Annotated in this window: 9 protein-coding genes and 1 pseudogene; 6 read left to right on the top strand and 4 right to left on the bottom strand. The window is 37.6% G+C overall.

The annotated features are described in order from the left end of the window. Window positions 1-46: 46 nt before the first annotated feature. From IGJ03_RS11950 to lrgB, 4 genes are all read left to right on the top strand, one after another. Window positions 47-1,816, top strand: coding sequence for a sensor histidine kinase (locus tag IGJ03_RS11950; RefSeq protein ID WP_002367484.1), 1,770 nt, complete (start codon window positions 47-49; stop codon window positions 1,814-1,816). Continuing rightward, window positions 1,797-2,525: a LytR/AlgR family response regulator transcription factor gene (locus tag IGJ03_RS11945; RefSeq protein ID WP_002354828.1), complete on the top strand. Its 729-nt coding sequence runs from the start codon at window positions 1,797-1,799 to the stop codon at window positions 2,523-2,525. The genes IGJ03_RS11950 and IGJ03_RS11945 overlap by 20 nt, the downstream gene beginning before the upstream one ends. A 151-nt stretch (window positions 2,526-2,676) precedes the next feature. Continuing rightward, on the top strand, window positions 2,677-3,096 hold the full coding sequence (gene lrgA / locus IGJ03_RS11940; protein WP_002354829.1) for an antiholin-like murein hydrolase modulator LrgA: 420 nt from the start codon (window positions 2,677-2,679) through the stop codon (window positions 3,094-3,096). Continuing rightward, window positions 3,093-3,776, top strand: a complete 684-nt coding sequence (gene lrgB, locus IGJ03_RS11935; protein ID WP_002365411.1) for an antiholin-like protein LrgB — start codon at window positions 3,093-3,095, stop codon at window positions 3,774-3,776. Before lrgA ends, lrgB begins: the two co-directional genes overlap by 4 nt. A 301-nt stretch (window positions 3,777-4,077) precedes the next feature. Here the strand turns inward: lrgB and IGJ03_RS11930 are convergent, their stop codons facing one another. From IGJ03_RS11930 to IGJ03_RS11915, 4 genes and pseudogenes are all read right to left on the bottom strand, one after another. Then, window positions 4,078-4,371, bottom strand: coding sequence for a hypothetical protein (locus tag IGJ03_RS11930; protein ID WP_023895429.1), 294 nt, complete (start codon window positions 4,369-4,371; stop codon window positions 4,078-4,080). After that, window positions 4,352-6,421 (bottom strand): hypothetical protein, encoded by a 2,070-nt coding sequence (locus IGJ03_RS11925; protein ID WP_070416063.1) that lies wholly within the window; start codon window positions 6,419-6,421, stop codon window positions 4,352-4,354. The genes IGJ03_RS11930 and IGJ03_RS11925 overlap by 20 nt, the downstream gene beginning before the upstream one ends. Window positions 6,422-6,959: 538 nt before the next feature. Continuing rightward, window positions 6,960-7,820: pseudogene (locus tag IGJ03_RS11920) on the bottom strand (IS110 family transposase); the annotation flags it as partial. Window positions 7,821-8,051: 231 nt separating this feature from the next. Then, on the bottom strand, window positions 8,052-8,597 hold the full coding sequence (locus IGJ03_RS11915) for a cysteine hydrolase family protein (RefSeq protein ID WP_002398192.1): 546 nt from the start codon (window positions 8,595-8,597) through the stop codon (window positions 8,052-8,054). A gap of 165 nt (window positions 8,598-8,762) precedes the next feature. Here IGJ03_RS11915 and IGJ03_RS11910 point away from each other — a divergent pair, with 165 nt between their 5' ends. Both IGJ03_RS11910 and IGJ03_RS11905 read left to right on the top strand, forming a co-directional pair. After that, a complete protein-coding gene (locus tag IGJ03_RS11910) occupies window positions 8,763-9,776 on the top strand; it encodes an alpha/beta hydrolase (RefSeq protein ID WP_375804784.1) in 1,014 nt (337 codons plus the stop codon). Between the two features lie 366 nt (window positions 9,777-10,142). After that, window positions 10,143-15,002: a hypothetical protein gene (locus IGJ03_RS11905; protein ID WP_438711152.1), complete on the top strand. Its 4,860-nt coding sequence runs from the start codon at window positions 10,143-10,145 to the stop codon at window positions 15,000-15,002. The last annotated feature ends 10 nt before the right edge of the window (window positions 15,003-15,012 follow it).

Here is a 15,012-nt window from a genome sequence, read left to right as displayed (position 1 = left end):
TCTTTTCCTTGATTTATAGTATAGTTAATAGGAAGGAGGTGCCGGTGTGGTCGAATTATTTATTTTAATGATGGAACGGGTAGGCTTAATTATTTTACTGGCCTTTCTTTTAGTGAATGTGCCTTATTTTAAGCGTGTTTTATTAAGTCGTGAAAAAATGTCTTCAAAAGTTCAGTTGATTTTGATTTTTGGTTTATTTGCTATTATTTCTAATTTTACAGGTATCGAAATCGCTAAGAATCAGATTGTTCCCAATAATTTACTAACCTATTTAAGCAGCAATGCTTCCATTGCGAATACGCGTACGTTAGTAATTGGCGTTTCTGGATTAGTGGGTGGTCCGATTGTCGGCAGTACGGTTGGTTTAATTGCTGGCTTTCATCGGGTTATTCAAGGTGGAGGGCATAGTTTCTTTTATGTGCCTGCTTCTTTAATTGTTGGCTTAATTGCCGGTTTTTTAGGGAGCCGCATGGCAAAGCAAACTGTTTTTCCGTCTGCCGGCTTTTCTGCCATTGTCGGAGCGTGCATGGAAATGATTCAGATGATTTTTATTTTCTTTTTCAGCGGTGATCTAGCGGATGGGGCCACGTTGGTTCGTTTTATTGCGCTGCCGATGATTTTGTTAAATAGCGTAGGAACGTTCATTTTTATGTCGATTCTAACAACGACATTGAAACAAGAAGAGCAGGCCAAAGCGGTTCAGACGCACGATGTTTTGGAATTAGCAGCGGAAACACTGCCATATTTTCGAGAAGGACTCAATAAAAATTCCAGCAAAAAAGTTGCGGAGATTATTAAGCATTATACAAAAGTCAGTGCGATTAGCATGACAAACAGTCATCAAATTTTAGCTCATGTTGGCGCAGGAAGCGACCATCATATTCCAGAGCTAGAAGTCATCACGGAGCTTTCTCGGGAAGTGTTACGGACGGGCCAAATGACCATCGCGCATGCCAAAGAAGAAGTTGGTTGTTCGGACCCTAATTGTCCGTTGCAAGCGGCGATTGTGATTCCATTATTTTCCCATCAGCAAATTGTTGGCACCTTAAAAATGTACTTTACGGATCCAGCGCAGTTAACGCATGTCGAGGAACAGTTAGCAGAAGGTCTTGGGACAATTTTTTCTTCACAAATTGAATTAGGTGAAGCGGAAGTACAATCAAAATTACTTAAAGAAGCTGAAATTAAATCCTTGCAAGCGCAAGTGAACCCGCATTTCTTCTTTAATGCCATCAATACTATTTCCGCATTAATGCGGAAAGACAGTGAAAAAGCGCGGAAACTATTGCTCCAATTAAGCAAATACTTTCGAGGCAACTTGCAGGGAGCCGTGCAAACTACGATCCCAGTTTCACAAGAACTAGAACAAGTAAAAGCCTATTTGTCATTAGAACAAGCACGGTTTCCGAATCGTTATCAAGTAACATTTGACGTGGAAGAAGCGGTTGCTTCAGAAAAAGTACCGCCGTATGCGATTCAGGTGTTAGTGGAAAATACCATCAAGCATGCATTTGGCAGCCGGAAGGAGAACAATCAAGTTCGGGTAGTGGTCAAAGCAAAACAACACAAATTACATGTGGATGTGTATGACAATGGGCAAGGGATTCCTGAAGAACGCCGCTTGCTATTAGGAAAGACAACAGTGACTTCGGAAAAAGGCACCGGCACGGCACTGGAAAACTTGTCCCGCAGAATGGCGAACCTTTATGGATCAGAAGGTTGTTTTTTAATTGAAAATTTAGAAACAGGCGGGAGCCATGTTCATTTAGAAATCCCGATGGAACAGGAGGAATTAGATGCACGTATTAATCGTTGATGATGAGCCCTTAGCACGAGAAGAATTGAGCTATCTTGTTTCCCAACATCCGCAAGTGACGAGCGTTGCAGAAGCGGATTCTGTGGCGGAGGCAATGGAAGAGATGATGGATCAAAAGCCAGATTTGTTATTTTTAGATATTCATTTGACCGATGAAAGCGGGTTTGATTTAGCGGAAAAATTAACCCATCTTAAAAAAGCGCCCTACTTGGTCTTTGCAACCGCCTATGATCAATATGCGTTAAAGGCCTTTCAAGTGAATGCAAAAGATTATATTTTGAAACCTTTTGAAGAAGAAAAAATAACACAAGTCATTGAAAAAGCATCGAAAGAAATGGCTCAAGCTGTCCCAGAAAACACTGCCGAAAAAGGACCAAAATCTGAAGCAATACCTATTCAAGGGGAAGACCGCATTTATCTTGTGGCGCCAGAAGATATTTACCTCGTTTCTGTCGAAGAACGGCAACTGAGCATTTTTGTAGATCAACAGGTCTACAAGATGACAGGGACCCTCAACAGTATCGAACAGAAATTACCTGCCACGCTCTTTATTAAAACGCATCGAAGTTTCATCTTGAATCGAACAAAAATTCAAGAAATTCAGCCGTGGTTTAATAACACGTTGCAAGTAATTTTAACCAATGGCTCAAAAGTACCTGTTAGCCGTTCATACGTCAAAGAATTTAAAGAAAAACTTGGCTTAAGTTAAAAAATCACCACTTGAAATGTCGAATGCATTTCAAGTGGTGATTTTTGCATTTGGTGAAGAAATTCTGGCATTTCATGAAAAAAAGCCCTTAAAAAAACGTTTTCTTTATATACTTAACCCATAGAAAACAGACAAAAGGGAGCGAAGAAGCATGGAAAAGAAAGTATATTCATTTTTACAACAAGCAGCAGTTTTTGCCATTATTATGTTAATCGCCAACGGCTTGGCGTTCATTTCTCCAATACCAATGCCTGCTTCAGTAATTGGCATGGTGTTATTGTTCATTGGTTTATGTACAAAAGTTGTTAAATTGGAGCAAGTGGAAGGGCTAGGTAATAGCTTATCAACGGTTATTACATTTTTATTTGTTCCTTCAGGGATTTCCTTAGTTAATTCTTTAGGGATTATGCAACAATTTGGCGTTCAAATTGTTTTTGTTATTTTAGTAGCGACACTAGCGTTACTAGCAACGACTGGTTGGACGGGCGCCTTTTTATTGCATATGAAAGATGCTCGAAAAGAAAAAGAACCCGCAGCAACGAAGAAAGCGAAAGGAGAGGTTCGCGCATGAATCCGTATGTTGGCATTATTATTTCATTAGCTGTATTTGGCATAGGTACTTGGTTGTTTAAAAAAAGTAAAGGTTTCTTCTTATTTACGCCATTATTCGTTGCGATGATTTTAGGCGTTGTCGTTTTAAAAGTAACAGGAATTAGTTACGAGCAATACAATGAAGGTGGCAAATATATCAGCTTCTTTCTAGAGCCTGCGACAGTAGCGTTTGCGATTCCTTTATATAAAAAGAGAGACGTGTTGAAAAAATATTGGTTAGAAATTTTAACGGCGTTAACAATTGGTTCTTTTGGTTCGCTAGTGGCTGTTTATTTTGCAGGAAAAGTGATTGGCATGGATAATCATTTAGTGGCCTCAATCTTACCACAAGCAGCTACAACAGCGATTGCCGTACCTATTTCTCAAACTGTTGGCGGCATTGCTTCCATTACGGCGTTTACTGTAATCTTCAATGGTGTACTAACCTATGCCTTGGGCCGAATTGCATTGAAATGGTTTAAAATTAACAATCCAATCGCCAAAGGTTTAGCTTTAGGTGCGGCCGGACATGCCCTAGGTGTGGCAGTTGGCATAGAAATGGGTGAAACAGAGGCTGCTATGGCTAGTATTTCTGTCGTAGTGGTTGGCGTAGTTACTGTTTTAGTAGTTCCTTTCTTTGCAACGGTCATTGGTCTATAAAAAAGTGGGCTTTCCCACTCTTTTATGAGTAGCTAATTTCTATCAGCTAGCAGTCTCTGCTTATTCTGTGAATGCTAGTTATCACTAATCCGCAGGCTCGGAGTTAAAATGAGCATAAAAAAGAGCGTGGGACAGAAGTGTTAACTTTCATAAGGACAAATAATAATACTAAATGAGATGGACTCGCCCATATAAATAGACCTTCGTAAAAGAAGGTCTATTTATTTCTATTAGCTCATTCAGTGAAATAGTATTCGAAGATACAACATTTTACCAAGATGAAATCAAAAAATACTAATTGCTATAGAGAATCTACTTCCTTGTATAATTCATTAACTTCCTTCTTTAGCACATCTCTTTTAGAAATAAAATCCTCTAAATTATTTAATATATTTTCATATACAATTTTATCAGCTGGATTTTGGATCGTTTCTATATCAGTATTACAAAAATCAGAAATATCTGTTAGTTCGCTTTCATATATTACTTTCATTAGATTGAGTATTGCATTTTTATTAACTTTATTGATATTTTCATATTTTATCCCATCGATAGAAAATGTGGGATTTCCTTCTTCAATTTTCAAGATTATCATATATTCTTCTCCTATTCTTAAATGCTTTTTCTCCTGCTTCCATAGTTGAAATCAATGCAACAAAGTTCTTCATAGTTTTTCCGCACTGAGATTTAAGTTCCTTTGATGAAAATGCTCCTGTGTAAACCTTATAGCATTCTTCCTTTTCTACTCCATTTCCAAACTCATCTTCGTCAAAATCAGTATAAATTATATAATTTGGGTTCATCAGTGTACCCATAGTGCTATTGTGAGTTACAACAAATACTATTGAATTCTCTGCTATTTCATTTATTTTAGGGATTATACTTTCGTTTATAAAAACATTGTCAAATGATGCTTCGGGTTCATCTAAGAGTAGAACATCATAATTCCTAGCATCATCAATACTATCCAACAAATTGAATTCTGCTCTTTCTCCTCCAGAAATAGGAGAACCGTTTTTATTTACAACGCTATATTGGATTTTGAAAAGGGCTTTATATAAATCACTTTCAGGAATACCTTTATCTTTTAAGGACAAAATAAAATGAAAAGGCTGTTCATATAAACTCTTAAATTCAGTTGCAATTCCAGTACCTGTTTTTAAAGCCGCTTTTACCTCTGATGTATTTTCGAATGGTTGTTTTTTTACTATAGACTTAAATCTATTTAACTTTGTTTCCTTAATAACACTTTCTTTTTTTAAAGCATTAATAGTTCGGTTAAATCTGCGAACGATTTCATCTTGCTTGTACGCTTTATAGAAATCTACTTCATCAATAAGATTTCTTGATGATTTATTCCTTAATGCCTTTTTAACCTCTGAACTAATTAAATCTACCTCCATTTTTAACTTGTATTCCAAATACAAATACTTATATTTAATAATTGCTTTATCTAAAAGCTGCTTCAAACTACTTTCATCAATATATTCTGAAATCATTTCTTTATAGGTTTTTGTAGTATATAAGTTAATTAATGAATCAATCACTTTCTTGAGTTCAGAAGGCTTTAGGGGGTTAAATTTAACTTCGGTATACAATCTTTGTTTAGAATACTCATCATTTAAATACTCTTGTTCTGCAAAATCTATTAATGATGATAGGTATTTTTCTAGTTCATCGGAGTAATTGTGACTAATCTCCATCATCTCTGTGATGAGATTTTTGACTGGAGACAAGTAGTTTTCCACAATATTCTCTTGCTTGGACTTAATAACCTTTTCAAATTTTTTATCAGTACTTTCATTCGTAATCTGGAACTGTTTTATATACTTCACGTTTTCAGATGAGAAAGACTCAATAATTTGATCTAACGTATATGTTTTACCAGAAGAACGTTTTCCTACAATTAAATTCAATTTTGTAGATGCTACAGTTCCGTCAGATAAAATTTGAAATAAATCATCATTTTTACTGCTAGACAAAAATACATTTCTTCTATCTCCAAGAATTAGTTTTAAGCTTCCAACATTAATGTCTTCAATTTCTAAATAAGTTAGTCTGATTGGAAATTTTTTATTTCTCTCATTATTTTGATACTCATTTAAATTATCTTTTGATATTCTTAAATCACTGAATAAAACTGGCACTAGGTCATTAGGGTTATTCTTTACAACTTGAAATTTTTTTGGACTATTTACTTCTCCAGCAAAAATGTTGTTACCAAATTTTTTAAGCGTGGTCTGATTTATTTTTGGTTTCTTCTTGTAGTGAGGAATCAAAAGATATTCTTCATAATTAGAAAAAATTTCCTCGAACTCTTCAAAATCAATCCACTTTTTATTATCATTAATGGACTCATTCAGTTTTAAACATTGTTCATTAAACACATCTACCTTATTTTCTGGACATAAAACTAATAAATGGGCGTTATCAATATCTACTTCGACGCCTGGAAGAACAATACAAGGAAGTTTACTTTTTATGTCTTCGTATTGTTTGATGTCAAATAGATTATGATTAGTGATAGCGATTGCATCTAGCCTCATATCGTTGACGTAAGACTCTAAAAACTCAAATGAAAATTCAAAATTTACATCGCTAAACTTGTTAGGTAATGTGTGAATATGAAAATCCACCTTTTTCATTTCCTGTTTCACTCCTTATCTTCTAAATTAATGAATATTTTCAATTTGTATTTATTATATCATGTTAGCAAATATTAACTATAGCAATTATCTATTAAATAATATTTTGAAAATAAACATTAAAGAGCAAATCATACATTATTGTCGCAAAGCCTCACAACTCCAACCATTATAAGCTTTTTTCTTGTCCAATTTATTAGTCATCCCAATTAGTAAGCCTTACTATATAGATGTAACAATAAATATATACTTAGGAGGTTTTCAATATGCGGAGACTAAAGACACAACAATCCAATAATTTGGATAAACTTGACAAGATAAAATCGGATATGCACGAGTTAGTAGCATAGACGACAGACAAAAGTTAGGCTTTGAAGTTTAGAAAGAAGCGTTAAAGAGTTGTAACATTATTTTCAGTGAGAAACAATCGAGAGACAACGGCAACCGCCCAGAACTAGCTAATCCAATAGAACTAGCAAAACAGTTATCTCTGTCTGGCAAATCGGTTACTTTACAAATTTACAAGCTAGACCGCTTAACTCGTAAAACGCCGAATATTCTCTAGTTCACCAATAATTAGTCCTGCAGAAAGTTCCCCAATTCCAGGGATACTTTGATAGAAATCAAATTCTATTGTTCGTTTTGCAGTTTCAACTAGCTGTTTGGTGAGTTGATCTTTCGTCATCAGTAATTGTTTCAATTGTCGGGCATAATACACGACTTTTTGAACAGAAATGCTTTGAATAGGTTCTGCTGGATAAGAATTTTGTGCTTTAGCCAAGGCTTTTTGATTGGAAATTTTTTTATCCGTATTTTCTTTAACACATTTTTCAGCTTGTTTTGACTTAAGTGTGCCAAGTAATCGGGATGAGGGAAAAGTTCGACAAGATTTAAGGCGAGTTTTGATAACCTGTTCGAATTCTGGAAATGGTAGTTGTAAAGCGGTATGAAGGTTCATTCTCATGTGTTTAATGTCACTTTCAATTTGTTGATAAAAGCGTGCTAAATCACGTGTTTGTTCATAGATTTCTGATTGTGCTTGTTTTTGTTTCCGCAGAAATTGACCGTGCGTTTGTGCGAGACGATGGGCATCTCGTTTATCCGTTTTTACTGAACGTAAGTCACTATTCAGTTGCCTTTTTGCTTCTAAAGGGTTGAATAAACAATAAGTGAAATGATTCTTTTGACAAAACGTTTCAATGGCTATTGAATAAACCCCGGTTGCTTCAAAAACAATCTGTGGTCGTTCTGGAAGAGCATAGATTTCTTGAAGAAGTGCATTGAAATGTGTTTTATCGTGAAGAATTTCTTGTTCAAAAAGACAAGTAGTTTCATGATAAATAACGGCGTAACTTTTTCCCATTGAGACATCTAAAGCAAGTACATACATGATTTTCATCTCCTGAAAAGTGTTGAAAGGTTCTTCACTGATTCATCTCGTTCCTAATTTCCTTCACACGGGCTCGAAGCCCAAGAGGCCATGTTCGGTCATCCTTTCACTTACAACTATACGCTTAAAAGAGCAGTAGAGGGGAAATTCATCCGTCGATGAATTTCCCCTCTACTCTTAGTATGTTTGTGTTGTTCACAGGATTTTTTGAATATAGATAGGTCGGATTGACCAGTCTTTTTATAGAATGGTTGCTCCTAAAGTTTGTTTAAAGTGGCGTAATGCCCATTCGTGTCCTTGTTCATCAAAACTAGCAACGGCATGCTCGGGAATCATTAATTGATAGCCTAAATTATAGGCATCAACAGCCGTATGCAACACGCAAATATCTGTACAAACACCAGTTAAACAAAGCTCTGTAATTCCTCGTTCTCGTAACCGAATGTCCAAATCCGTGCCACTAAAAGCAGAATAGTGCCGTTTGTCCATCCAATAAACGGTTGCCTCATTTTTGTGAGCTTGATAAAAATCAGCTAGCGAGCCAAACAGATTACGCCCGTCAGTTCCTAAGACATTGTGGGGTGGGAAAAGTTTATTTTCAGGATGATAGTGATCTAGGGGGTCATGCCCATCAATGGCAAAAACCACAAAATCGCCATTGTCAAAATAGTGCTTTGTTTGTTGAACAAGGGCCGTTTCAATAGCTTGTCCAGCGGCACCAGTGGTTAGTTTTCCGTCTGTGGCGACAAAATCATTCGTATAATCAATGGAAATCAGAGCTTTCATTTGGCAACCTCCTAAAGGTTAAAGTCATTTTGTTCATTTTACAGCTTTTAAGAAAGCATTTCAAATGATAAAAGTACATCAAATTCTAAAAAAGCTGTTTCAAAATAAACGCTTTGGCTAAAAAACATGCTATAATTTTGCTACAAATTAAAGCAGGTGAATAGAGTGAAAAGAAAAATCGTACGTTTTATCCTTTGGTTGTTAGGAATCCTTGTGGTTATTTGCTTAGGCGTGTTTCTCGCCTTTCAATTATCTCCTAAGCCAGGCGCTTGGGTCATCAACCAGTTATTCGCAGGTGAAGTTGAAATAAAAGATTCAGCTTCCTATGATAAAGCATTGCCCAATGTCCAATTGCAAGAAAATCAAACATACCCTTCTTCAAGAAAAAAGAATACCTTTGATTTGTATTATCCCCAAACGTCAAAACAAGCGGTACCAGTCGTTTTATGGGTCCATGGTGGTGGCTATGTGGGAGGAGATAAGTCTGGGATGAAAGAGTTTGCGACACGTTTAGTGGCTGATTCCTCAGTTGCCTTTATTTCAATGAATTATGAATTAGCACCAGATGCACCTTATCCAAGCCAGCTCCAGCAGGTCAATGAACTTGTTCAATTTTTATTAGAAAAGAAACAAGCGTATCCCATGTTAGATTTATCTAAGCTTTTTATTGGCGGGGACAGTGCGGGTGCACAGATTGCTCTACAATATGCAACAGTTCAAACCAATGCCAACTATGCCAAAGAACTAGGGATGACTGCAGCGTTGCCGGCTAGCCATTTAAAAGGCACACTCTCGTATTGTGGTCCAGTGGATTTGAAACAAATGGCCAACCAACAAAGTGATAATCGTTTTATGAAATTTTTCGTTAAAACAGTGGCTTGGTCCTTGCTCGGCACTAAAGACTGGCAGACGAGTGCAGAACTGCAAGAAGTGAGTTTAGTGGATAAAGTCACCAAAGAATTTCCCCCGACGTATCTAACAGATGGCAATAGTTTTTCATTCCAAGAGCAAGGACTAGCCTTGGTTCAGCGGTTAAAAACTTTAAATGTTCCAGTTTCAGCTCTCTTTTTCAAAGATAAGAAAGCAACGATCACCCACGAATATCAATTCGACTATCAAAAAAAAGAAGCTAAACAATGTTACCAAGAAACAGTCCAGTTTGTGAATACGTATAAATAAACAGAGGCCTTAGAAATATTTCTAAGGCCTCTGTTTATTTATTTTTGTCATTTTTTTAGCTGAGAAATATGTATAAATTAAACAAAAATGTTTATTTAATGATGTTTACATGAGAAAAAATCCGTGCTATACTACGAACTCGTTTGTTAATTTTAATGTTAAAAACAACGTTTTTGTTATTTTTGTGAACAAATTAACATTTTTATCGTACAAAAACAGCAAAAAATTCGTTTAGTTAACAAAAAGAAAATTAAAAAATAAATTTTTTTTTTGAAATTAAGAAAATATCTTTAAAAAAATCAGAAGAAAACTTCGTATACTTGAGCCATAGGTTGGTTGTGGAAAGTTTACTTCGAGGGAGGAGTGATGAAGTTAATGAAAAAGAAAATCGCTGTTTTATTGGCAACTTGTTTACTTGTACAACCATTTTTATCTGTTTCAGCGTGGGCGATTGAAGGGGAGCAACAAACGGAACGTACGCAGACACAGCCAAAAACAGCAGAAACCAGTACAAGTGAAGCAACAAAAGAAAGCAGCGCACATTCTATAGAACAGTCATCAATGACGGAATCTAGTGCTATCACAGAAAAAGTAACCACCTCTTCCACAGAAACAAAACCAAGCGAAGAGCAGAAGCAAATCACCTTGACCTTTGAAACAACGGATCAAGCTTTGTTTCAAAATGATGCCAAAAGTTATCAAGTGGTAAAAGAAAAAAATCAGCCACTTCGGACAGAAGAATTACCAAAATGGGCGAATAGTGAGGAAAATACGACTTTCGTTGGCTGGTCTTACCAAGGAAAAACATATACAAATGAAGAACTTCTTCAATTAGAGTTTTCAGAAGATACACAACTTACAGCTGTCTTTAAACAGAAACGGACACGCATGGCCAGAGCTGTTTCAGTTGATCAGTCCATTGCGGACACAATTGCTCCTGCGGATAAAACAAAAGTGATTGTTGTGCCAAGTCCAGCAGGAGATGGAGCAGCGTACAAAGAATATGCATCGACAGAGGCTGGTTTGAAAGAAGCCTTGTTTGATTTGTATCAACAGGGGAACAATGGCGATTTCACTCTTTATATAGGAACTAATATTACAACGGGTACGGCGACCACCGCTAAAGTGATTCCTGACACCGTTACGGCAAGTAATATGACCTTTTACGCCTTGCAAGGCAAGGTCAATCATTTAGTGATTACTGGAAACAGCGCGGATCCGATTAGTATGGATCAAACGGCGCCAACGGGTTCTAAGACGTTAGGATTTAATCAAAATATCTATTTTGGCTCAAACATCACTTTGAGAAATCTAAACTATACAGGTACGAATATGTATTTAAATGGTTACAGTTTGAACTTGAATGGCGGTTCTAGTGGAAACGGTCTGACCGTATACGGTGGAACGGATACAGGAGATGTTTCAGGAAACCCAACTTTAACAGTAAATAGTACAGGTACAGGCACATGGAATTTCTATGGCGGAAACCAAAATGGTGGTAATTTAGCTGGAAATCCTACGATTGTTATTAACAATACACGGAGCGGACTAAATACATTAAGTGGGGGCGCCAATATTGGGACAGTGACTGGGAATACTTCATTGGTTGTCAATGATTCTGGTGGCAGAATTGCTTCAATTTATGGGGGCGGTTATGGGACCAACGCAACCAACACAGCGAATGTTACTGGTAACGTCTCAACAAAGGTTGCGATTACGAATGCTGCTACAGGTTTCCAATTAAGTACGTATTATGGCGGTGTTCAATACGGAAATATTGGTGGAAAAGTAACAAACGATATTTCTGGATATGGCCGTTGGTATACAGCGGGTCAACGTTTTATTGGTGGCTCTTCCCGTGGCGATATAGGAACGAATCGTACGACTGATGGAATTACTACAAATTTAAATACACAGTTGTATAGTGCGGGTCGTGCAGATTTTGAAGGAGGCAACCAATATTCTGGAACGATCATCGGAGATATTACGAATGTGGTTACAGCAGGAACGAATTCCGCTGGTGGTATTAATGATTTTAACGGCGGTGCTGGTAACAATGTTTCGAAATTTAACAAGAGTCAAATTGGGGCCTCAAATGAAGCAACGTATGATGCTTATACACCACAGCAAAGAGCAGAATTAGCCAAATCGGCAGCAGCTTTTAAAGTTTTCGGAAATATTTCTTCTAAATTAGTCAGCGGTTCGTTTAATAATGGTGCAATTTATTCAACTGCAGCTGGCCGAGGCGGCTATATTGAAGGAAATACAACAATTGAAGTGGGAACAGCGAATGGTGATGGGTCTTTAGGTGGCGATGGTATGGCTTATTCAGGCGCAAAACCGACAAGCTTAGATTATTCAACGACCGATAAAAGTCGTGGGTATAGTTCAGGCTGGGATATTGTTGGTGGCGGCGGCTATCCTGCTAGTAATGATACTTGGGATATTTATATAAAAGGAGATACTAAGACTGTTTTAAATAATACCATTGCTCGCTGGACATATGGTGGCTCTTTTTCAGGTGTCGTTGAAGGAAACACTTCTAACACATTGAATGGCGGGATTGCTGACACATTAGAAGGAACAGGCTATCAAGCAGCTAGAGTTTATGGGAACGGTCAAACAATCGTTAATAATGGTCAAGTCGATTGGTTTCTTTCAGGCGGTGGCTGGAATGATGCCAAAAATGTTGGGAATGTCGGTGTAACGGTTTATGAAGGAGTAATTAATGCTTCAATGGGCGCTTCTTATGGAGCAAGCGGTGGCCATACAATTACTGGTAATTCAGACAATCGCATCTACGGAGGAAATTTCTCAGGAACTCCTCGGACAGGCGCGAACGGTTTTTCAGGTGGGATTACCAATGCAGGCTCACTTCTTGGAAATGCCAAACTCTTAATTGATTTAAGAAACTACAACGGAGAGTTTAAGTTGCCTGGTAATACCTACATTACTGGTGGTCGGCCCTATGGTCAAAATACGACACTAGGAACGGATGAATCAAACACAATTACTTTAAATATTTTCACTAAAACAGGTGTGGAATCTCTAAATGGGGCCAGCATTTACGGTGATGGTGGAACCAATGCTGCGTATACCAAGAACGGCAAGATTACAATGAATATTCAAGCAACGGGTTCTAGTATTGGAAATTTATATGCGACACAGTATTCCAATATCAGTGGCGGAAAAATCTTACGTGATGTTACCGCAAATGTTCAAGGTGCAGTTAGTATTAACGGTTTATCCGGTGGTTCATCAACAGATAATTTTACTAATGCAATTGTGAATGCTAGTTCAAATAAAGTGGCCTTTAACTTTGGGACTAACGTTGACGGCACCAATAATTATCAAACAGAACCACTAAATGCGACAGGCTTAGGCGTTGTCAACTTTACGGAATTAAATGTCATCAATGGCATTAAATTAATGGCTAATGGTGGGAACATCAAAAATGGCGTTTCTGCTACTGCCGCGAATCATAGTACGACTTACAATGAATTCGGATCAATTCATCTATCTAAAAATGCAGGAATTGGGATTACCAACACGGCCAATTTAATTTCAGCTAGCAAACTAACGGTTCAGGATCATGCAACATTAGAAACAATTCCTGGTACAGGTAAGGTAAACATTGCGGATTTTGAAGCTGTCGATCCAACAAAAGATGAACTTTTATGGATTAAACCAACGACAGATACAACTGCTTTGGTGGATAGCATAGGGACTTGGTTTGGAAATGTCAAAGCCTATCAGGTCTTGACGATTAATCCAACGGTCAATAATGCTACAAAACTTACGCCAACAACGTTTCATGGGATTGAAAAAGCGACTGGAAAAACATTTATTGGCGATAACGATGTGACCAAGGGCGCCAATGGCTATGGAATAGCAATTCCTGGCTCTATCATCGATTATGAAGTGGAAACGCCTGGAATTGTGGCAGGTGCAGGTACTATTTCTCATGATGTAAAAGAGGTCAAAGCCGGCAATGCGCCATTAACCTTACAAGCGTGGGGCACCGAAGTAGCTGGACAAAAAGTTCAAAAAGGACGTTTGATGATTCCGACCTCAAGTGCTTTAACACCAACCCTAAGCTTCCTTCCTGACGAAGTAACAGGTTCTTGGTTGCACCAAGGAACGGTTAAATCTAGTGAAGTTGGGAGCTCGATAGAGCAAATTCCAGAGCAAAAAGATACCATCCCGCTTTCATGGAAAGCGACGAATATGAACTACAGTTATCAGGTGAAAGTTCAATTTTCAAATAAAGTGGAACTTTCGGGGCAATCGGTGATTGTCACAGAAGATGAGGCAGCGCAACTAACGACTGTTGATAAAGTAATAGAAATGCTCGGTGCAAAAGGTCGGCCGTTTTTCAAGACCTCATTAAAAGAGACGGATTTACCACAAATTCAAGCGCCGTTAGCAGAAAAAACTGTATCGCGGACACATGATATTCAATTAGAAGCAGGGACGTCAGGGGATAATTTGCAAAACAAAACGGTTCATTTAGTTGTTGTGAAAAATGAAAGTGTCCTTGCCAAAGATCGTTCGTTTGCCTTGTATGCGACAAGTGCGCATTTGAAATTAAAAGAAGCAAATGGCTTAACGAATTCAGACGAGTTGGCAAAATGGACACAAGCAACGGTGATTTTCGCAGATGGTCGGGCCAATCAAACACCAAGTCTTGATGCCGCAACCTTCCAAGCCATTCAGCAAGCGAAACCAGAAGAATTAGCCAAAACGGTGCCAGCCAATTATCAATTTACAGAAGCTGGTGAAACGTTAAATAAAAAAGTCAATGTGTCTATTTCAGGTGAATTAACGTTAGAAAAAGTACCTAAAACAATTGATTTTGGCAAACAAAAAATTTCTGCCAAGCCAGAAGTTTACTGGCCAACTCTTTCAGATGATTTAGTCGTTCAAGACACACGCGGGACAGAAAGTACGCCTTGGAAACTGAATGTTCAGGTAACGAATCCCTTAACGAACGGCACAGATCAATTGGAAGATTTGTCATTGGTTACAGACAAAGGAGAATTTTTACTCAATAAAGGAGATACGGTTGTTACAGAAAATGAAGGCTCCGGTTCAGGTAGTTATACAATTAACCAAGGTTGGGGTGCGGCAAACCAACGGGGACTTAAACTATCTGTGCCAGTCGAGAAACAAAAAGTTGGCGAATTCAAAGGGACATTGTCATGGTCATTAGTCATGGCACCATAACAAGGAGGAG

The sequence above is a fragment of the Enterococcus sp. DIV1315a genome (assembly GCF_051712325.1).
GTDB classification, from domain to species: Bacteria; Bacillota; Bacilli; order Lactobacillales; family Enterococcaceae; genus Enterococcus; species Enterococcus faecalis.
This window is presented reverse-complemented; position numbering and strand designations above follow the sequence as displayed.